The sequence below is a fragment of the Streptomyces sp. NBC_01515 genome (assembly GCF_045040345.1).
In the GTDB taxonomy this organism is placed as follows: Bacteria; Actinomycetota; Actinomycetes; order Streptomycetales; family Streptomycetaceae; genus Streptomyces.
In genome coordinates this window covers 11,076,148-11,095,860 of the sequence record NZ_CP109416.1, presented here as the reverse complement: position 1 = coordinate 11,095,860, position 19,713 = coordinate 11,076,148, and the positions used below count along the sequence as shown (strand labels likewise).

The following is a 19,713-nucleotide window of genomic DNA, read 5'->3' as shown; positions in this document are numbered from 1 at the left end:
CGGCTCACACCCGAACCAGCCGGCGAACCCCAGGGCGCGCTCAATCCCCACACGAGGAACGCCTCACCGTCTCAGCCACAGATCATTGTCCCGCATAACAGAACTAGGATCTCACTAGAGAGGACATCGGCGTTGCCTTCCGGTAGGGTCAGCGCCTGCGTCGGCAGATCGTCGGCGATGCCGAACCGTGCGCCGACGCTGCGGGCCTGCGTCGCGACGACAGCGCTCCCCCGCTACGCCTTGGTCACCGGGCGCTCCCTCACAGCTCGTGTTCGGCGCCCAGAACTGCCGCATGCCGGCACAGGCCCGACCAGTACGTGGAGGTAGCTCATGCACGACACTCCTCACCCGTCCCAGAGCCACAGGCGCTCCGGTCACGGCCCCGCCCAGTCACCGACCGATTCAGCGCGCAGCCTGAAACTGCGCCTTGACTGGGCCTTCTTCGCGCCGAACACCGCGTGCTTCGGTGTCACGGTCACCCTCGGGGCGGCCCCTGGCGACGTGCTGGCCATTCGACTGTTCGACACCGCCGTGACCCTGGGTCTGTCGTTGTACCTGTTCCAGGCCGTTGTCCTGGTCGCCACGGCCCACCGGTTCGACCGCCGCTGTGCACGGCTGCTGGATCCGCTGCAGAACACGCTCGTGATGGAGAGCGTGTCGACCACGTCCTCCGGAGAGTTCCGGGGCGGAAGGTGACTCACAAGAGCACCTTCTTCCTGGCGGCTGGTCAACCTCAGGTCCTGGTCCTGACGTGCTTCATGCTGTTCATGGCCATCGCCCTCTTCGGCTCGGTCTTCGCCGGTCTCGACGGAGATACTCCGAAGGAGTTCTACATCGGCGACCGGCAGGGGGCAGCGCTGAAGAACGGCCTGGCGTTGGCCGGGACCTACATCTCCACATCCCTGCTGCTCACCGTGACCGGTGTCGTGGCGACTGTCGGCTTCGACGGCATCACCACGGCCACGAACGTGGTCCTGTCGCTGGGTTTCCTCCTTCTGCTGGCACGGCCTGTTCAGCTCAGCGGCTCCCAGACACTCGGCGACCTCTTCTCACTCCGGGCCCCGGGAACGGCCGCGAGGGTGGCCGCTGCGGTGGCCACCCTCGCGGTCACCGCTCCTTACCTCGTGGCTCAGCTCATCGCAGCGGGAAACGTCACCGCGGCCCTGCTCGGATTCTCCGGCCTCGGGGTCCAGAAGATCTGCACCGTGCTGATCGGAGGTCTGGTGGTCACCTGCGGCATGCTCAGCGGCGCCAAGGGGATCAGCGTCGTACAGGTACTCGCCGCGACCATCACGCTCGGGGCCATGACCATGGCCTCACTGGCCGTGGTCCGCCTCTTCCACGGAGACTTCGGAGCCCTCCTGGCCGCCGCGGACGCGCACAGCACCCGCCCCGGCCGATACCTGAGTTCCGGCGGTCTCTTCGAGACTGGAGCAACACCGCGTCTGGACTTCGTCGCAGGTCAGATCATGACCATCCTCGGAGGCGCCTGCATGCCCCACGTCCTCAACCGCGTCTCCGCGTCGAAAGACACCGCCACAGCACGGCGCTCCGTCCGCTACGCGACCGGCGTCGTCGCCCTCGTGTGCGTCACCGTGGTCATTCTGGGGATGGGGGCAGCGGCACGAGTCGGCGCTCGGTCCATCCTCGACGCCAACCCCAGCGGGGACGACTCCCTGATACTTCTGGTGCACAGCCTGGAAGGAGGAGTGGGCCGGGTTCTGTTCACCGCGCTCGCCTGCGCGGTCTTTCTCAGCGTGCTCGCCGTCGTCGGTGGCACCACTCTGGCGGCGGCCGGCGCCCTGACCCGAGACCTGTACCGCCACCTCGCCCAGGGCAGGCGGTCTAGCCCACCGCGTGAACTGCTGGTGGCGCGCGTCGCCGTCCTGCTCTTCGGCAGCCTCGGCATCCTGCTCGCCGTACTGGCGCAGGGACGCTCCGCCGCCTTCCTCGCCCAACTCGCCCTGTCCCTGGCCGCGTCGACTATTGCCCCGGCCCTCCTCTACTCCTTCTACTGGGACCGCTTCAACCGTACGGGCCTGCTATGGGCCGTGTATGGCGGAACCATCCTGACGGTGGGGCTGCAGGCGCTCGCACCCTCGGTCTCCGGCAGCCCTCAGGCGTTCTTCCCAAACGCCGACTTCGCTTGGTTCGAGCACAGCACCCCCGCTCTGATCTCCGTCCCTGCCGCCTTCCTGCTGGGCTGGGCCGGCAGCCTGGCGGGGCGCCGCCGTATCCACAGGTACCCGGCACAGAACGCGTCCGTCACCGACACAATCCTGCTCACCGACCTGCGGGCCGACGCGACCACATCTAGGCTGCCCACGGCTGAGCGTCGAGCAACGGAGTGAGCAGTTCCCGTGATCGCGCGGGTGTGATGACGTCAGCCGGGTCCATCTTCTCGATGCGTCTGCTGGCCACGTCCTCGTAGATGTGTTCCCCGATCAGTCGGACGTCGGCGTCGTACGGCCAGAAGGACGCCATGTAGTGGGTCAACTGGTAGTAGGCGTCGAGGTCGTCGATGTCCTCGCCCTGCTCGGCGAGCACCCGGCCGGGTACGTGGTTGCCGAAGTAGGACTCGATGGCCAGGCCCCAGTCGGCCACAGCGATGTTCTCGCTGATCGGGCCGAAAACGTTGAGTCCCGCTTCCGTGAGGCCGGAGTAGAAGCGGCCGATCTCGTCCTTGCCGCGCAGATGCAGGGAGGCGCCGTTTTCGTTGATCCGGTAGAACGGCTCCTCCACCACCATGTCCGGATGAAGGATCTCCCGCCAACGGCCGGTCACCTCAAGCAGCGCGTGCCGGCGGAAGTTCAGCAGAATCGCGCGATGCCGGGGGTTCTCGGTCACCGCGAGCAGGGCGTCGGGTTCTTTGACGACGTTACGTACGTCGAAAACGTCCATGGCGGTTGTCCTTTCGCCGATGATTCGATGGGCGGATCGGGCCGAGTCGTTCACGCCTGTATCCGCATGGGGTCGCTGACGTCGACCCCACCGTCGATGACGTGCACTCCGCCCGTGATGAAGGGCGCCTCGTCGCTCAGCAGGAAGGCGACCAGAGCAGCCACCTCGTCCGCCGTACCCATGCGGCCGAGCGGGCTGTGGGTGCGCAGCGACCACTCAGCATCCGGGTCGTCCAAGGCGTCCAGGGCGTGGCTCTGCAACGGGGTTTCGATACGGCCGGGTGCCACCACATTCACCCGTACGCCATGAGGCGCGCCCTCAATGGCCGCACTTCTGGCAAGGCCGATCACGGCATGCTTGCTCGCCGTGTACGGCACGATGGCGGCACTGGCACGCAGCCCGGCCAGGGAACTCGTGACGACCACCGCTCCAGGGCGGTCCGCGTCCCGGAAATAGCGCAGGGCTTCACGAAGCCCCAGAAACACACCGCGTTGGTTGATCGTGATGACTCGGTCGTAGTCGGTCGCGTCCGTGGCCACGAAGGAACCGAACGGGCCGGAGATCCCCGCATTGAGGTGGATCAGGTCCACATGACCGAAGCGGGCCGCGACCGCGGCCATATACGCGGAGGTGTCCGCCTCATCCGAGACGTCCGCGCGTACTACAAGGGTCTCGCCGTCGCACTCGTTCGCCACGGCCCGAGCCGCGGACTCGTCGCGGTCGACGAGAGCCACCGGGCATCCTTCAGCGGCGAGCCGACGGGCCGTTGCCGCCCCGATGCCACTACCCGCACCCGTTACAACGGCCACTCGTCCCGACAGTCCGATGAAGGGCATCGACCAACCTCCCAAAATGTCCTATGTTCCAGGACTAGTGTTTCAACATAGGGGACCGTACGCTTTGCGCCAGTTACGGTCAACTACTCGCCGCGTGACATCACAGGACATTCCCGACGCGGCCATGAGGAGTCACAGCGTGAACAGACTGAATGCTGGGGCGACGACCCACCAACGGGACGGCAATGCCGGTACGGGCCCACGATCAGTGGCCGGATCTCATCGGTCCACCGCTTCCGCAGACTGGCCGAACGCGTCACCAGGCGCCGCTCTCGAAGTCCGCGGGCTCGGCAAGCGTTTCGGCGGTGTCACAGCGCTGCAGGACGTCGACCTCGCCGTAGCCCCGGGCGAAGCGGTCGCTGTCATCGGCCCCAACGGCGCCGGCAAGAGCACCCTGCTCAAACTGATCTCCGGCGTGCACCGCCCCAGTGCGGGAGTGGTCCGGCTCGGTGAGCACGAGCTGGCCCGGATGCCGCCGCACCGCATCACCCGGCTCGGCGTCGCCCTGGCCCATCAAGTTCCGCGGCCCTTTCACGGCCTCACCATCAGGGACAACGTACGCGTCGGAGCCATGGCGGGGCGGCCCCAGATGCACCGGGCCGAACTGGAGGAAATTCTCGCCCTGTGTCAACTGGACACCAAGGCGTCCCGCCCGGCCGACTCCCTCCGTGTCCTCGACCTGAAACGGCTGGAGGTAGCGCGGGCCCTGGCCACCCGGCCTCAGGTGCTGATGCTCGACGAGGTCGCGGCCGGGCTGGTCGGCCGTGAGCTGGACGAGGCGATCGACCTCATCCGCCAGATCCACGACCGGGGGATCACCGTGCTCCTGGTCGAACACATCGAGCGGGTCGTACGGGAACTAGTCGATCGCGTCCTGGTACTGAACTGGGGCAGGTCGATCGCCGAAGGCACGCCGGCCGAGATCGCTGCCAACCAGGAAGTACGGGCCGTCTACCTCGGCGACGGAGACCGGTCCGCAGCGCCGCCCGCCCGGGCTCCGGCAACGGACGCGACCACGACCGCACCCACGGAACCCGTACTGACGCTGGACGGTGTCAGCGCGGGCTACGGCGACATGGTTGCCCTGCGGGACTTCTCACTGCGTGTCGCTCCCGGGCAGATCGTGAGTGTCCTGGGTGCCAACGGAGCCGGTAAATCGACGCTCTGCGCCACGGTCATGGGCACCGTCCCCTCCAGGTCAGGATCCCTGCACGCGTTCGGGAAGGACATCACCCGGATGCCCACCCACGAGCGGGCTCGGCTGGGCATCGCCTACTGCCAGGAAGGCCGGCGGATCTTCACCGCTCTCACCGTCGCCGAGAACCTCGCGCTCGGTGCCCCGCTGGCTCTGGCCAAGGACGACGTACGGACACGTATGGAACGCGTCCACGCCGTCTTCCCAGTACTCGCCGAACGTGCCACCCAACAGGCCGGGACCATGTCGGGCGGACAACAACAGATGCTCGCCGTGGGGCGCGCCCTCATGGCGGACCCCCAGGTGCTGATCTGCGACGAGATCTCCCTCGGCCTCGCGCCCGTGGCCATCGACGCGTTGTATCACGCACTCGTCGAGATCAATGCGCAAGGCGTCGCCATCGTCCTGGTCGAGCAGAACGTCAAACGGGCGCTCGGTATCTCCGACCACGCGGTCGTCCTGTCCCGAGGGCTGATCTCGTACAGCGGCGATCCTGCTGGCCTGCTCGGTGACGACGCCCTGGATGCAGCCTATTTCGGCACGGCCGACGACCGCCCGACCCCCTCCACTTCCCTCAGCACATCCGAAGGAGACCCATCATGAGGAGACCCATCGCGCTCCGCAGCCTCGCCCTCCCCACGGGCGCATTGCTCGCCCTCACCGCAGGCTGTGCGGGCAACGCCTCGAGCAGCGGCAACGCGGCAAGCGACGACGGCCCCATAGTCATCGGAACCAGCATCTCGCTGTCCGGCAACACCGTCCTCACTCAGATCCGCGACGGCTACCAACTCGCCGTCCAGCAGGTCAACGCCAAGGGCGGAATAGAAGTGGACGGCAAGAAGCGGAAGGTCGAGTTGAAAGTGCTCGACAACCGCAGCGACACCAACACCATGGTCCAGCAGGTCCGTAATCTCGTGCTCACCAAGCACGCCGTCGGACTCCTGGGCTCCTGCTGCCAGCAGAACATCGACATGCAGGGCCAGGCCGACGCGCTCAAGACCCCTCTGGTGATGGGTGCCCTCCCGGTGGACTTGCTGCCCAAGGGCAAGGGCTACGCCTGGGATTCCTTCCAGTCGCTCGCCGACGGAGCCAAGGGCTTCTACCAGGTCGCCGCGGGAACGAAGACGAACAAGAAGACGCTGATCGTCACCAACAACGACGGACAGGGCACCTCCACCGGCAAGCAGTGGGGGGCCGCCGGGAAGAAGGCCGGCTTCACCATCAGCGCCACCAAGGCGGTGCCGACCGGCACCACCGACTTCTCCAATGTCATCCAGGCCGGAAAGTCCGCCAACGCCCAGGTTCTGATCGCCTCCATGACCCCGTCGGACTGCTTCGCCATGTGGAAGCAGATGAAGGCCCTGGCCTACAAACCCAAGGTCGCCATCGGCCTCCAGTGCGCCCAGACCCCCGGCTGGGGCGATCTCGGCTCTCTCGGCGACGGCACCCTCGTGCAGCTCAACTGGTCCGACACCGCCAACCTGCCCGACACCGACCTCGTCGTCAGCAAGTACGGCAAGAAGTACACCAACCTCACCGATCTGGGCTCGGTCGCCGCCGGGCTGCACGAGGCGACCATCCTCCTCGACGCTATCTCCGATGCGGGCAGCACCAAGGCGTCCGACATCAACACGGCACTGGCAAACAGCGACACCACGTCCGCACTCGGCTCGGTGAAGTTCGTGGACAACAAGAGCGTGACGCCCACCTTCATCGGCCAATGGAAGAACGGAGCCATCCAGCAGGTCTGGCCGGCCAAGGGCGCCAAGGATCTCCTTCCGCTGTCCGGGCTCAACTGACCCGTCAAAGCGCGAACGAACGGAGAACCACGTGAGTCTCGACGTCCTGGCCGCCGGGGTCCTCGCCGGCGGCCTGTACGCCCTCATCGGACTGGGCATCTCCCTGGTCTTCGGCGTACTCGGCCTGATGAACATGGCGCACGGCGAACTCGTCATCGGCGGCGCCTACCTCGCCTCCCTGCTGGTCCTGAAGGCCGGCTGGGACCCGCTGGTGACACTGCCACTCGCCATGGCGGGCGTCGCCCTGATCGCCTATCCGCTCCAGCGGTACCTGCTCACCCCGCTGCTCCAGGGGAGCAGAAACGCGCCACTCGTGGCGACCTTCGGATTGTCGCTGCTCGCCCAGGCACTGTTCCAAGGAGCGTTCGGCACCCATCCGAAAACCCTGCCCGCCTCCTACGCCACCTCTGGCCTGTCCTTCCTCGGCCTGCGTATCCAGACGATCTACCTGATCGCCTTCGGTCTCACGATCCTGCTGTGCGCCGTCACCCATCTCGTCCTCACGCGCACCCGCGCCGGCAGCGCGGTCCGCGCGGCGTCGGCGGACCCCGCCACCGCAGCCGTCCTAGGTATCAACGTGGCGAAGGTCTACGCGACGACCTTCGCCGGCGCTGCGGCACTCGCCGCGGCCGGCGGGGTACTGACCGGAGTGGCCCAGAGCTTCACGCCCAGCAGTGGGCTGCCGTTTTTGCTCACCGGTTTCGCTGTGATGGCCATGGCGGGCATCGGCAGCGTCGGCGGCGTCTTCCTCGCCGGACTGACCCTCGGGGTCTTGCAGTCGGTCAGTGTCGCCCTTTTCGGCGGCGGACTGCGTGACGTCGTCGTCTACCTCGCTTTCTTCCTCGTCCTCGCCGTACGCCCCCAGGGCCTGTTCCGAAAGGCGGCCACCGGATGAAGCCGCGGTCGATGCCAAAGGGCCTGTGGCCCGCGGCCGTTCTCACACTGCTCACGGTCGCCGCCTTCGCCCTCGCTCCCACTCTCGGCCTCGGACAGCTGGACCTCGGCGTCACTCTGCTCACCTACCTGGCGATCGCCCAGGCGTGGAACGTTCTCGCCGGTTACAGCGGCCAGGTGTCCCTCGGCGCCGCTGCGTTCATCGCGACCGGCGGCTACACCACCGCCCTGATCCTGCTCCATACGAGTCTCGCCTGGCCGTTGGCATTCATCGGCGCGGGCGTCGGCGCCACGCTCCTCGCTCTGCTGCTGGCGGTACCGCTGCTGCGGCTGCGCGGCGACTACTTCTCCGTCGGCACGCTGGCCATCTCCATCGCCGTCCAGGCGTTGCTCAGCAACTGGAACTGGGCCGGCGGCGCCAGCGGGCTCACCCTGCCCGTGGAAAGGGTCCCCAGCGGGGGCAACCTCTACCAGATCTCGGTCATCGTCGCCGCCTTGGCCATGGCCCTCGCGCTGTACGTCCGGCACAGCGCCTTCGGTCTGCGGCTCACGGCCGTCCGGGACAACGAGCCCGCCGCCGCAGGACTCGGAGTGTCGGTGTACCGGCACCGCCTCGCCGCGCTGTTGCCCACCAGCGCGATCACTGGCCTGGCAGGCGCGGTGATCGCCTTCCAGTTCGTCGTCATCTCGCCGGACGGCGTAGCGAGCGTCAACTGGAGCCTCAACGCGGTCCTCATGGCCGTGGTCGGCGGCGCCGGCACGATCCTCGGGCCCGTCGTCGGGGTGGGGATCGTCTACTACGGACTGACCCGCGCCCTTCAGGACCAGCAGACGCTGTCTCTCGTCATCGAAGGAGTCCTGTTGATCCTGATCGTGCGTTTCGCGCCACAGGGAGCCTGGCCCCTACTCTGCCGAGGCGCTCGACGGCTGACCACCCGCCGCAGGGGGCCGACGGCCCTCTCGAACACCGACAACGACGTACGAACCCTGGAGCAGGTGTGACGGAACAGAGAGAATGCGAGGGTGACGTCGTCCTGGTCACCGGCGGAGGAGGAGGCATCGGCTTCGCCACCGTAGCGCTACTGTCTGCGCGGGGGGCGTCTGTCGTGGCCCTCGGCCCCGACACAGCTCAACTGTCCAAGGTGCGCGACCTCGAAGGAGCGGTCGCGGTCGTCGGCGATGCCGCGGACGAGGACGACGTCTGGCGTGCGGTGGACACTGCGCTCGACCGATGGGGCCGGCTGACAGCAGTCGCGTGCTGTGCCGGCGTGGGCACCTTCGGGACGGTCCTGGACGACTCCGAGCAGTGGTACGCGGCACTGCGCGCCAATCTCGACACCGCGTACGTCACCACCCGGCGTTGTCTGCCGGCACTGATGGACTCGCGCGGATCGATCGTGCTCGTCTCGTCCCTGGCCGGAGTTGTCGCGGTCCCCGGGTCGGCCGCGTACACCACCGCGAAACATGCTCTCATCGGTCTGACGCGCTCCCTGGCGGTCGACTTCGGCCCCGTCGGAGTCCGGGCCAATGTGGTCTGTCCCGGGCAGACCCGTACCGGGATGCTCGATCAGGTGATGGATACGATCGGCGGCCGGGCCGGCCTCGACCGGGACAGCGCCTACGAGCGTGCGGCATCAGTCACCCCCTTGCGCCGACCGGCGGATCCGCAGGAGGTGGCCGAGGTCATCGCCTTCTTGGCCAGCCGTCGTTCGTCTGTCGTGACCGGTGCGGTGTTGATGGCCGACGCGGGCGTCTCCGCCGCCGACCTGAGCCTGACGGGACTGATGCCCCCCGTGTCGGGCGACGGCGGGAGAACGCACCCCTGAACAGTAGGCCCGGAGCGGTCTGCGGCCCCGGCAGGGCGCCGGGGCCGCAGACCGCTCGTTGGAGATGCCGAAGGTAACGGCCCGGGGTGCTCGGCAGGCAACACGTCCCTTGCCTGCCGAGAAGGATTCGGGCAAGAACGCCGAGAATTCATAGGATCACCGACGTCCCGATGTGACCGTCACGGCAAAGGCAGCCGCGAACCACACCCGCCGATCCGGAGACTCACCTGCTGCGGATGACGTGCAGCACCTTGGTCTCCGTGAACGACAACAGACCAGCCAGTCCGCCCTCGACGCCCAACCCGCTCCACTTGTGCCCGCCGAGGGGCACGCCCGGCGTCGGCACGGCGTGCGTGTTGACCCAGGACGTACCGCACTCCAACCGGGCGGCCAGCGCCGCGGCCCGTTCGGGATCCGCGCTCCACACCGATCCGTCGAGTCCGAAGTGGGTACCGTTGGCCCGGGCCAACGCCTCCTCGACGTCGTCGTAGGGGATCACCGGTAGAACGGGCCCGAACTGTTCCTCGTCGACGATGCGCACGCCGTCTTCGACGTCCCTCAGAATGGTTGGCGCGAAGAAGTAGCCGTCACCGTCCAGGCGCCGGCCACCGGCGGCCGCGGTGGCGCCGCCGGCCAGCGCCTCACCCACCAGCTCCTGGACACGTGCGAACTGCGGCGCGGTGGCGAGTGGCCCCAGCTGGGTGCCGGGAAGCATGCCGTCGGCGACTCGGACCGACCGTGCCCGGTCCGCCAGGGCGTCGACCACCTCGGTGTACCGGGAGCGTGGGACGTAGAGGCGTTTCATCGCCGCGCATATTTGCCCGCAGTTGGCGAAGGCGCCCCAGAACAGGCTGTCGGCGTGGACATCGAGGTCGACGTCGTCGAGGAGGATGGCCGCATCGTTCCCGCCCAGCTCCAGGGTGAGGCGCTTGAGGTCGGGCGCGGTCGCCTCGGCCACGCGCTTGCCGGTGGCGACGGAGCCCGTGAACGACACCTTGCGGGGTACGGAGTGTTCGGCGAGCCGTGCGCCCAACGGATCCCGGCCGCTGATGACGTTCAGCACACCCGGCGGGAGCACGTCGCGAAGGACGATTCCGAGTGCGAGGGACGACAGCGGCGTGAAGGGTGAAGGCTTGAGGACCACCGTGTTTCCGGCCAGCAGGGCCGGCCCGATTTTCAGGGCCGCGAGGGCCAACGGGAAGTTCCACGGGGTGATCGCGGCGACCACGCCCATGGGCTGATGCACCACCTCGATCCGCTCCTTGTCGTCGTCCCGGATCACCTCCCGTGGCAGGTCGAGGGGGGCCGTGGTGCGCAGACTCAACGCGGTCAGCCCGACCTCGAAACGGGCATCCGGCAGAGGTTTGCCCTGCTCCAGGGTCAGCAGGGTGGCGAGTTCCTCGGTGCTCTCCTCTATCCGTGCGGCGGCGGCGAGGAGCGCGCTGCGGCGAGCAGCGATGTCGTCACGCCAAAGCGGGAGGGCGTCGGAGGCCGCCTGCAGCGCGTCGTCCAGTTGGTCCGGTGAGCAGTCGGGCGCCTGGGCGAAGACCCGGCCGGTGGCGGGGTTGTCCACTCCGAAAGTGTCGCTGGTGTGGACTTCCTTGCCGTTCACGGTCATCGGGTGGATGTACTGGGTCACGGTGTCTCCTGGAGGGCGGTGGTGGCCGGCGCCGTCCTTGGCGTGAGGAGCATGGCGGCGATGGCGAGGGCTGCGAGTACGGCCATGGCGGCCCCGGTCCAGGTGGTGGTTCCGGTCGCGGCGTACAGCGAGGTCGCGGCGACGGGTCCCAGGCCGCCGATGACGTAGGCGATGCCGTAGCTGAGGCCCACGCCGGTGTAGCGCACCTGGGCCGGGAACTGCTCGGCCAGCACGGTGGCGGCCGGTCCGGCCAGGGTGAAGTTCGCGACGCTCGCCAGGCCGAGGGCCAGGACGACGAGCGCCACGGAGCCGTCTTCGAACAGCGGGAAGAAGGACAGGGCCACGACGATCTGCAGGCATCCGGCGACGATCACGATCCGTCGTCTGCCCCAACGGTCGCCAAGCACCGAGGCCGCGTACAGGCCCGCCAGGGACACGGGTGTGATCGACAGGAACGCGATCAGCAGGGTGTCCAAGTCGTAGTGGAGCTCGGTGGTCCCGTAGCTGAGCGCGTATGTGGTCATCATGTAGGCGAGCACTGCGGGCGCGGAGAACAGGGCGATGCCCCTGCCGACCGCGGAGGTGTGGTCGCGCAGCAGGGCGGCGAGGGGAACCCGCGGCGGGTCGCGGCGCACGGCGGCCTCGAAGAGGGGGCTTTCGGCCAGCCGGGTCCTGATGACGACGCCCACGACGACCAGGACGAGACTGGCCCCGAAGGCCGCGCGCCAGCCCCAGCTGGTGAACCCGCTCGGCGAGATCTCGAAGCAGGCGAGGACGACGCTCTGCCCCAGGACGGCTCCCATCAGCGTGCCGAGCACCGGGGCGCTTCCGTACAGTCCCCGCTTGTGGGAGGGGGCGTGTTCGACTGCCATGAGTAGGGCACCGCCCCACTCGGCGCCTGCCGCCATGCCTTGTATCAGGCGCAGCAGCACCAGCGCGATCGGTGCGAGTACGCCGATCCTGTCAGTGGTGGGTAGGACCCCCATCAGAGTCGTGGCCGTGCCCATCACCACAAAGGTGACGACGAGCGTGCGCTTGCGGCCGAAGCGGTCGCCGAAGTGGCCCGCGACGACACCGCCCACGGGACGTGCGACAAAGCCGACGGCGAAGGTGGCGAGGGCGCCGAGCTGACTGGCTATGGCGTTGCCGGAGGGGAAGAACAGGGGGCCGAAGACCGTGCCGCTGAGCAGCCCGTACAGGCCGAAGTCATAGAACTCGATGGTGGTGCCGACCGCACAGGCCATTGCGACCCGCCGCGCCTCCTTGGGGTGGGTGACCGACTCACTCTCGGAGGGCGTTGACGGGCCGCTGGGTCTGGAGATTTCGGGCAGTTGCGACATCGGAACCGCTCCTAGTACGTCAGGACACTGTGTGCATGTGACAGGGGATGACGTTGAGTTCGTCGGGTCCGCTCTCGCCGACGACGACGGTCCCGCCGATGTTGACGCGGTGCTGTCCGGTACAGGCGTTGGGCTCGAAGGCGAAGGCCATGCCGGGGACGAGTTCCAGGTCTCTGATCGGCTCGACGGTACGGAAGACACGACGGGCGTCCTGGCCGGGGATCTGCTCGGCGTTCAGGGCGATGTGCCCCGCGAAGGCCGCGGGAGCGAGACTGTGCACCAGGGGTGTCATGTTGTAGTGGCCGGCCTTGAGGAGCGGCTCGCTCATGGCCTTGGCCAGGTCGAGGAAGCCGGCTCCCGGGCGCAGAGCCTGAAGGCCGGCGTCGTAGCAGTCGCGAGCGACGTCGTGGAGCGTATGCAGCACCTTCGGCACAGGCTCGACGGCGACGGCCATCTGGACCTGTGTCTCGAATCCGCCGTAGCAGGACATGATCTCGGCCTGCACCAGGTCGCCGGGCTGCACCACCCGGGAGGGGCCGCCGGCGTAGGTCCAGTAGGGCGGTGCCCAACCGGGGTCGTCGGCGCCGACGCTCATGATGACGTGCGGGTAAGTGGTGACGCACGAGTTGCGATGCAGCACCTCCACGACCGCCGCGTAGATCTCGGCCTCGCGGATCCCCGGCCGGGTGATCTCCAGCATGGTCTGGCACGCTTCCTCGGCCGCCCGGGCGGAGTGGCGGACCAGCTCCAGCTCCTGCGGCGTCTTGGGCAGCATCGTCTGGGCGAAGTCGAGGGAGACGTCCGCGAATTCGGCCTCGGGCAGGTTCTTCAGGACGTGGTCCCACATCATGTGGGTGATGAGGCCCTCCATCTCCCCCGCCGAGCTTCCGGTCAGGCCGACCACGCCGACACGGCTCGATGTCTTTCCGTATTCGGTGAGTGCCTGGACGACCCCGCGGCCGAACGGACCGACGCGTACGTCGTCGATCCAGAAGCGCACGTCCCGCATGTTCGCGGCCAGGCGTCGGGTGTAGCGATGGTGCGTCCAGGTGAGGTGGATGGGGTCACGGTCGGCGAAGAACACGATCACGCCGTCGAGGACCTCGTTGGCGAGGTAACCCTCGTACCGTTCACGCCCCTTGAGGCCGAAGACGAGCAGACACTCGAGGTCCTTGTCCCGCATGAAGGCACGAGTGCGCTGCCATCGCAGGTCCCGGGCGGTGAAGGGGAGGACGGGATAGTTCTTCGCGGTCATGCGCCTGCCCCCTCGGCGGACTTTCCGCCGACAGCCTCGGCGAGGTCGCTCTCCAGGATCCTGGGATCGGCGCCCGCTGCCTCGGCCACGTCCCGGTAGTACTGCAGCCAGTCGGTGCCCTCGGGGACGTGACCGCCCCCTGCCATGGTGCCGCGGGTGATCGCGGGGTCGTCCAGGTGGGCCGGCAGCTCTCCGGTCGCCTCGTACACTTCGACGGCCTTGAGGAGGCGGCGCCGGGTTCGGCTGATCATCAGATCCGACACGGACAGGTGCTCGAAGCTCCGGTCCACGACCGGTCCCATGCTCTCGGTGATCATCTTGTCCTGGATCTGGATGCCCTGGACTCCGGAGTAGTTGCCCTTCGCCTGGGCGTCCCGGTCGAGGAAGTAGTCGTTCTCCTCGGCCGGGGTGAGCCGCCCCCTGCCGTACCAGTCGTCGGTGGCGGGCTGGAGCAGGTCGGCCATCCGGACCACAACGCCCGGCAGCTTCTCCAGGGGGGCCAGAAAGATCGACTTGCCGTCCACCAGCGCCCGTGGTCGGCTGAGCTGGAAGATCATGGAGTGGGTGTCGTCCATCGGCAGCCAGAACCGCACGACGGGCTCTTCCGCGTCGAAGGAGCTCTGGCCGGGGACGGTCCAGGACGGCAGCAACTGCTGGGTGTAATGCCGGTAGTCGGGAGCGAAGCTGTCCGGCCTGCGGTGGCCCTCCATGGTGCCCGCGACGGTGTTGACGACGTTGGTCTCGACGGCCCTGCCGCTGGTGAGCCACTTCATGATGAAGTGCTCGCCGACCTCCTCGGGCTCGTGGCCGCCGTGGTGGAGGAAGGCGAGGTGAGCCGCGTCGATGTCACCCTCCATTCCCTGCAGCCAGTTGCACTCGCGCAGCCACATCTGGATCTCCAACTCGTCCTCGTCGGCGACCACGCCGACCTCGGGCAGCGGCGGCGGGGTCTCACGCGAACCCATGTAGATCCAGACGATGCCGTTGCGCTCCCGCACCGAGTAGGCCTTGGCCCGTGCCCGGGTGGGGACGCCTCCCCCGGCGATGCTCGGGACGTCGGTGCAACGGCCTTCCACGTCGAACTTCCAGCCGTGGTAGGAGCAGCGCAGGCCGCCTTCCTCGTTGCGGCCGAAGAACAGCGACGCGCAGCGGTGCGGGCAGCGGTGGTCGAAGATGCCCATCCGGCCGTCGCTGTCGCGGAAGCCGACCAGTCGTTCCCCCAGGGCCATCAGGCGGATAGGGGCGCCCTCGGCCTCGAACTCCTTGGACCTGGCGATCGGCATCCAGAACTGGCGGAAGAACTCTCCGGTCGGAGTGCCGGGGCCGACCTGAGTCAGCTTGGCGAAGGTGTCAGTGCTCATGAAGCGGTCCGTCTCTGTGCGGGATCGATGGGTTCGCCCTGCTCACCAGGCGAGGGCAGGCCCGACCAGGTTCATCCGGTCGTTCGGGAACAGGTCGCTGACCTCGGGTGTGGCCCAGCCGAGGTCGACCGGATGGGTGACCTCGGCGAAGGTCAGGGCCAGCTCGTAGAGGGCCTGCTCCCGCGGCGGCATGTTGTCGAGGGGAAAGGCGTTCAGATGGCTCACGACGGCCTCGATGCGCGGAAGAACGGCGGCGCACAGCTCGCGCAGCTCATCGATGTCGGCGGCGGCCATCGCTGCCATCCGCTCCTGTGAGTCGCGCAGGCGCCACCGGCCCAGGAAACGTTCCAGGTCGGCGAATTCCTCGGGAAGTTCCATCACTTGGCTCCGATCAGCTCGTCGACGAGCCCGTAGCGGTGCTGGAGTGCGAACTCCTGCAGGGAGAGGTAGATCTCGCCGATGGCGCCCGACTCCAGGCCGCGCTGCACGTCCTCCATGGCGGCCAGGTCCTCCCTGGCCACCGTGTACTGCAGGGCCCGCGTGTACGCCTGGGCCAGGCGGTCGCCGGCGTGCCGGGCCTTGCGGGCGTAGCTGTCGAAGACCAGGCGGGAGTGGTTGCGGTCGATCGGCCAGACCGTGACGGTGCTGTACCAGTGCGAGCCGTTGAGAACGGCCACGTTGGGGAACTGCCACACGATGTCGAAGAACCACGGGCGGTGGCCGGTGCGGTTCACCGCCGGCGGCAGCATGGAGAAGTCGGTCTCGACCGCCGGGGTGAGCTTGCGCCCGAGGTTGTACAGGGCGTCCTCAACGGGCGGGCTGACGTAGTCGGGGTTGGCCGGGGTGCTGGTGCGGATGTGGCGGTCGTACATGTCGATCACGGGCTTGTGCCGCAGCGGGTTGTTCGCGCCGGCCAGTTTCGGCTGGGTGCGGCGGTGCAGGAAGACGGTGTGGTAGCCCTCCGAGAACGAGTCCATGGCGATGTTCCAGTTGGCCCGGACGTCGATGGAGAAGCAGCTGATTTTCTCCATCTCGCTGTAGTAGCCGTCGAAGCCCTCGGCGAGTTCCCCCAGCCAGTCGTCGAGCGGCTCGGGTTGTTCGCTGAAGTTGGCGTAGATCAGCCCGTACCGGACCTCGGTGTGAATCGGCACCAGGCCGAGGCGGGATTTGTCGACGGAGCGGAACTGCTGCTCGTCCGGGACTGAACGCAGGGTTCCCTCGCCGGTGTACGACCAGCCGTGGAACCAGCACGTGTGCGCCGGTGAGGTCCCCTCAGCGAATCCGCAGGCCGTGGGGATCACCTTCTTTCCGCGGTGTCGGCACACGTTGTGGAACGCGCGCACCTCCCCGTCCCGGCCACGCTGGACGAGTACCGAGATGTTGAAGGTGGGCACGTCCAGGACGAAGTAACTGCCCTGCTTTGGAAGGTCGTTGACGTTTCCGACGAGGTACCACGACGGGCGGAAGACCTTCTCGACGACGGCGTCGTGGTACTCCGCCGTCAGTTTGTCCTTGACGGACACGACATCCCGCAGGCCCGCGAACGGATTGGGCGGCGTAGGCCCGCCGGGGGCCGCGGAAGCGAGACGGACAGGTGCATCAGCCATAAGGTCTCCATAAGTTAGGACGGTAGTCCTGTTATTAGGGACCGTAGGCCCAAAAACCAGCGCCTGACAAGGGGTGCTCCCCAATCGCACCCACACTTCACCGAGCCAACCTCACACCCCTCAAGTCTTCGACCTGCACCCAGCTTGACCTCCCCAAGTTGCGGCTATACGGTCGACATACAGTCCCGACTTATAGAATACGCTCCTGATATTCAGGACATCGATCGTTAACGGTAAGGAGGGGTGTCCATGCCGAACCCCGTGAACATGTTTCTCGACGGGCCTTACGCTCCCTGGCGTGAGCAGGGCGAAGCCTTCGATCTGGAGATCGAGGGCCGACTCCCGGACGAGTTGCACGGTGCGATGTACCGCATCGGCCCCAGCCAGTTCTATCGCCCGGAGGACCCGAGCCGGTATCACTGGTTCGAGGGGGACGGCATGGTCCACGCCGTCTTCCTGCGCGACGGCCGGGCGACCTATCGCAACCGCTACGTGGAGACCGCCGGCCTGCAGTTGGAGAAGCAGCAGGGCCGGGCGATCTTCGGCGGTTTCATGAACGGCAGGGACACCCCGCTGCCCGCCGACACGTTCCCGAAGAACCCCGCCAACACGCACGTGGCCCTCTACGACAACCGCCTGCTGGCCTTCTGCGAGGGGGACGTGCCGCACGAGTTGCGGCCGGACACGCTGGAGACGGTCAATCAGCGCTACGACTTCTGCGGCGCGATCGCCGGTCCCACGACCGCTCACTTCAAGGTCGATCCGGCCAACGGGGATCTGCTCTTCTTCAGCAACATCGACGGTGCGGTCACGTGGTATCGGGCCGACCGCCACGGGAAGGTCGTGGACCGTCACTCGGTCGATCTGGGCGTCCCCACGTTCACTCATGACTACGTCGTCACCACCGACTACGCGATCTTCCTGGTCAACCCGACGATGGTCCGTATCGAGAGCATGCTCCAGGGCCGACCGTCGTCTGTCTGGGAACCGGAGACGCTGGAGACCTGCCGATGGGCCGCCCTGCATCGCAGGACCGGCAAGGTCCACTGGTTCGAGGCCCCCGACGCTTACGCCCCGACCCACTTCCTCAATGCCTACCAGGACGGCACCAGGATCGTCATCGACGGGCACCGCGTCGACCGTTTCGGCCCCACCTGGAAGGAACTGGAGTCACCGCCCCCGGGCGGAGACTGGAACTGGTGGTTCAAGAAGATGGTCGCCACCCCCTGGCGCTGGGAGCTCGACCTCGCGACCGGGACGATGAAAGACAGTCAAGTCACCGATATCCTCGGCGAGTTCCCACAGATCAATGATCAGCGGACCGGCCTCTCCCACCGGTACGGCTACTACGCCACCACCCGAGGCGCCGGCGACTGGTTCACCGATGGCTTGGCCAAGCACGACTACCTCACCGGCGACACGTGGATTCAGACACTTGACGGTTCACTGACGTCGCCCAGCGAACCCCAGTTCGTGCCCCGCCCCGGTGCCACGGCCGAGGACGACGGCTGGTTGCTGTCGATCTGGTGGGACCCGGCCACCGACCGCAGCGAGGTCGTCGTTCAGGAGGCGCAGGACTTCACAGCGTCCCCTGTCGCCCGCATCAAGCTGAACCATCGTGTCCCCCTGGGATTCCACGGCAGTTGGTCCGATGCCGCTGAACTCGACGCCGCCCTCGACGCCGTCTGAGACCCGGCGAGTGAGTGGGCCGACGCGGTGACGAAGCGCCCCCGTCGGCCCACGGATGTCCCCGTTCGGTTCCCCCCAAGCAGCTTCCTCGCAGACACCTGGCCCACCGACGTTGTGGTCCTGCGTGCCTTCTCGGTACACGGCAAATACGCCTCCGGACCGCGAGAGATCTTCACCAGGTCCTGGTTCCGTTCCCTTGCCGGTCGTCCCTCTCCCCTTCTCCGCTTGGAGGCCCGACAATGTCGTCCGGCACCGTCACACCCCCGGTAGGCCGCAGTTTGGCTCTGCTCGGAGTGGTCCTCGTGGCCGCACAGAGTTTCCAGCTCGTCGTCTTCCCCAACTTCCTTAAATCCCTGCTCGCCGAGCCCGGCTGGCACCTGTCACCCAGCGATGCGGGTCTGATCGGGAGCATGGTCTACCTGGGAATGCCAGCAGGGGCCGCCGCCGCTGGGCCGCTGGCTCGGCGCCTCGGGCGCAGGAATGCGACGCTCGCTGCTGTCCTGTGGCTCACGCTCTGGTCCGGGGCCTGCGCGGTCGCCGTCATCCCTTGGCAACTGGGGTTTCTCAGGATGCTCGCGGGGATCGGCATGGGCGTCGCCATGCCCCTGATCCTGAGCTTCGCCAAGGACGCCACCACCAGATCCAAGCGCGCGCTCGGAACCGTGCTGTTCGGAATGCCGGCCGCGGCGATCATCGCCCAGTCCATCGTGACCAGACTGCCGGTCGAGGGCGCTTGGCGTCTCCTGACGGCCGTGGGGGCGGGCGTGGGGATCATCGCCCTTGCCCTGTCCCTGTGGCTGCTGCCAGGCGGCACCGGCATGTCCGGATTGGCTGGTCATGAGGCGGGGCACCTCAATCCGATCCCGCGCATGGCCATGTGGACGGGCATCGGCCTGATCGGAGCGAACCTGATTGCCTGGTCAGGCCTTACCGGACTCACATCCACTGACCTGCGCTTCAACGCAGTACTGAACGCAGGCGCGTTCATAGCGATCTTCGCCGCGGCAGGCCTCGCGATCCACCGGACCGAGACACCTACTTCCCTCTCGGGGACCGTTCGGGCCACCGCCGCATTCGTCCTGATCTACCCGCCTACCTTCATCACGATCTTGATCACGGTACTGAACCTCGTCGCCCCCGGCGACAACACCGCTTTCGTCCTGATGCTGATCGGTGTGTGGATCGTCGACGGCTACTGCCGGGCACTTGCGCTCAGTGTGGCGCCAGGCGTGTTCGAAGCCCTTCCCCGCCCCAAAGCCCAGGCAGACGGTCACATCGCACCGGTGCCACAGCCGCTGCGCCCTGGCTCCGAAGGGTGACGGTGAGATCTCGGCGCCCCACTCGGGCGATCAGTCCAGATGTACCCGGATG

17 protein-coding genes are annotated in these 19,713 nt (G+C 67.4%); 9 read left to right on the top strand and 8 right to left on the bottom strand.

Annotated elements, in window-relative coordinates:
• Positions 1-330 precede the first annotated feature (330 nt).
• The gene (locus OG407_RS49055; protein ID WP_329351976.1) at positions 331-696 is read left to right on the top strand and encodes a hypothetical protein; all 366 of its coding nucleotides are present in this window, start codon (positions 331-333) and stop codon (positions 694-696) included.
• On the top strand, positions 693-2,351 hold the full coding sequence (locus tag OG407_RS49050; protein WP_405867915.1) for a sodium:solute symporter family transporter: 1,659 nt from the start codon (positions 693-695) through the stop codon (positions 2,349-2,351). The genes OG407_RS49055 and OG407_RS49050 overlap by 4 nt, the downstream gene beginning before the upstream one ends.
• Here the strand turns inward: OG407_RS49050 and OG407_RS49045 are convergent.
• Positions 2,314-2,901, bottom strand: a complete 588-nt coding sequence (locus OG407_RS49045; protein WP_329351974.1) for a hypothetical protein — start codon at positions 2,899-2,901, stop codon at positions 2,314-2,316. The two genes, OG407_RS49050 and OG407_RS49045, sit on opposite strands and share 38 nt — an antisense overlap.
• Before the next feature lie 50 nt (positions 2,902-2,951).
• Entirely contained in the window at positions 2,952-3,737 is a 786-nt protein-coding gene (locus OG407_RS49040; RefSeq protein ID WP_329351973.1) for an SDR family NAD(P)-dependent oxidoreductase, read from the bottom strand.
• 139 nt (positions 3,738-3,876) lie between these two features.
• Here OG407_RS49040 and OG407_RS49035 point away from each other — a divergent pair, with 139 nt between their 5' ends.
• The 5 genes from OG407_RS49035 to OG407_RS49015 are packed head-to-tail and all read left to right on the top strand — an operon-like array spanning position 3,877 to position 9,451.
• On the top strand, positions 3,877-5,535 hold the full coding sequence (locus OG407_RS49035; RefSeq protein WP_329351972.1) for an ATP-binding cassette domain-containing protein: 1,659 nt from the start codon (positions 3,877-3,879) through the stop codon (positions 5,533-5,535).
• Positions 5,532-6,731, top strand: coding sequence for an ABC transporter substrate-binding protein (locus tag OG407_RS49030; protein WP_329351971.1), 1,200 nt, complete (start codon positions 5,532-5,534; stop codon positions 6,729-6,731). The genes OG407_RS49035 and OG407_RS49030 overlap by 4 nt, the downstream gene beginning before the upstream one ends.
• Before the next feature lie 31 nt (positions 6,732-6,762).
• Positions 6,763-7,626: a branched-chain amino acid ABC transporter permease gene (locus OG407_RS49025; protein ID WP_329351970.1), complete on the top strand. Its 864-nt coding sequence runs from the start codon at positions 6,763-6,765 to the stop codon at positions 7,624-7,626.
• An 11-nt stretch (positions 7,627-7,637) separates the two neighbouring features.
• Positions 7,638-8,627 carry a branched-chain amino acid ABC transporter permease gene (locus tag OG407_RS49020; RefSeq protein ID WP_329351969.1) on the top strand — a complete coding sequence of 330 codons (990 nt, stop codon included), beginning with the start codon at positions 7,638-7,640 and terminating at the stop codon, positions 8,625-8,627.
• Positions 8,624-9,451, top strand: a complete 828-nt coding sequence (locus tag OG407_RS49015) for an SDR family NAD(P)-dependent oxidoreductase (protein ID WP_405867911.1) — start codon at positions 8,624-8,626, stop codon at positions 9,449-9,451. Before OG407_RS49020 ends, OG407_RS49015 begins: the two co-directional genes overlap by 4 nt.
• A gap of 223 nt (positions 9,452-9,674) precedes the next feature.
• On the opposite strand, the gene OG407_RS49010 is transcribed toward OG407_RS49015, so the two are convergent.
• The 6 genes from OG407_RS49010 to OG407_RS48985 are packed head-to-tail and all read right to left on the bottom strand — an operon-like array spanning position 9,675 to position 16,653.
• Entirely contained in the window at positions 9,675-11,069 is a 1,395-nt protein-coding gene (locus OG407_RS49010; RefSeq protein ID WP_329353667.1) for an aldehyde dehydrogenase family protein, read from the bottom strand.
• Between the two features lie 17 nt (positions 11,070-11,086).
• A complete protein-coding gene (locus OG407_RS49005; protein WP_405867909.1) occupies positions 11,087-12,430 on the bottom strand; it encodes an MFS transporter in 1,344 nt (447 codons plus the stop codon).
• A 19-nt stretch (positions 12,431-12,449) separates the two neighbouring features.
• Positions 12,450-13,685 (bottom strand): M24 family metallopeptidase, encoded by a 1,236-nt coding sequence (locus tag OG407_RS49000; protein ID WP_405867907.1) that lies wholly within the window; start codon positions 13,683-13,685, stop codon positions 12,450-12,452.
• Positions 13,682-15,046 (bottom strand): Rieske 2Fe-2S domain-containing protein, encoded by a 1,365-nt coding sequence (locus OG407_RS48995; protein WP_329351965.1) that lies wholly within the window; start codon positions 15,044-15,046, stop codon positions 13,682-13,684. The genes OG407_RS49000 and OG407_RS48995 overlap by 4 nt, the downstream gene beginning before the upstream one ends.
• A gap of 42 nt (positions 15,047-15,088) precedes the next feature.
• Entirely contained in the window at positions 15,089-15,424 is a 336-nt protein-coding gene (locus OG407_RS48990) for a hypothetical protein (RefSeq protein WP_329351964.1), read from the bottom strand.
• Positions 15,424-16,653, bottom strand: coding sequence for an aromatic ring-hydroxylating dioxygenase subunit alpha (locus OG407_RS48985; RefSeq protein WP_405867904.1), 1,230 nt, complete (start codon positions 16,651-16,653; stop codon positions 15,424-15,426). The genes OG407_RS48990 and OG407_RS48985 overlap by 1 nt, the downstream gene beginning before the upstream one ends.
• Positions 16,654-16,902: 249 nt before the next feature.
• Between OG407_RS48985 and OG407_RS48980 the strand changes: the two genes are divergently transcribed.
• A complete protein-coding gene (locus OG407_RS48980; protein WP_329351962.1) occupies positions 16,903-18,342 on the top strand; it encodes a carotenoid oxygenase family protein in 1,440 nt (479 codons plus the stop codon).
• A 239-nt stretch (positions 18,343-18,581) separates the two neighbouring features.
• Entirely contained in the window at positions 18,582-19,661 is a 1,080-nt protein-coding gene (locus tag OG407_RS48975; protein WP_405867902.1) for an MFS transporter, read from the top strand.
• Positions 19,662-19,713: the final 52 nt, after the last annotated feature.

Coding starts and splice junctions, on each gene's coding strand:
- OG407_RS49055 (WP_329351976.1), top strand. CDS start 331: ATGCACGACACTCCTCACCCGTCCCAGAGCCACAGGCGCTCCGGTCAC.
- OG407_RS49045 (WP_329351974.1), bottom strand. CDS start 2,901: ATGGACGTTTTCGACGTACGTAACGTCGTCAAAGAACCCGACGCCCTG.
- OG407_RS49040 (WP_329351973.1), bottom strand. CDS start 3,737: ATGCCCTTCATCGGACTGTCGGGACGAGTGGCCGTTGTAACGGGTGCG.
- OG407_RS49030 (WP_329351971.1), top strand. CDS start 5,532: ATGAGGAGACCCATCGCGCTCCGCAGCCTCGCCCTCCCCACGGGCGCA.
- OG407_RS49020 (WP_329351969.1), top strand. CDS start 7,638: ATGCCAAAGGGCCTGTGGCCCGCGGCCGTTCTCACACTGCTCACGGTC.
- OG407_RS49010 (WP_329353667.1), bottom strand. CDS start 11,069: ATGACCGTGAACGGCAAGGAAGTCCACACCAGCGACACTTTCGGAGTG.
- OG407_RS49005 (WP_405867909.1), bottom strand. CDS start 12,430: ATGTCGCAACTGCCCGAAATCTCCAGACCCAGCGGCCCGTCAACGCCC.
- OG407_RS49000 (WP_405867907.1), bottom strand. CDS start 13,685: ATGACCGCGAAGAACTATCCCGTCCTCCCCTTCACCGCCCGGGACCTG.
- OG407_RS48995 (WP_329351965.1), bottom strand. CDS start 15,046: ATGAGCACTGACACCTTCGCCAAGCTGACTCAGGTCGGCCCCGGCACT.
- OG407_RS48990 (WP_329351964.1), bottom strand. CDS start 15,424: ATGGAACTTCCCGAGGAATTCGCCGACCTGGAACGTTTCCTGGGCCGG.
- OG407_RS48985 (WP_405867904.1), bottom strand. CDS start 16,653: ATGGCTGATGCACCTGTCCGTCTCGCTTCCGCGGCCCCCGGCGGGCCT.
- OG407_RS48980 (WP_329351962.1), top strand. CDS start 16,903: ATGCCGAACCCCGTGAACATGTTTCTCGACGGGCCTTACGCTCCCTGG.
- OG407_RS48975 (WP_405867902.1), top strand. CDS start 18,582: ATGTCGTCCGGCACCGTCACACCCCCGGTAGGCCGCAGTTTGGCTCTG.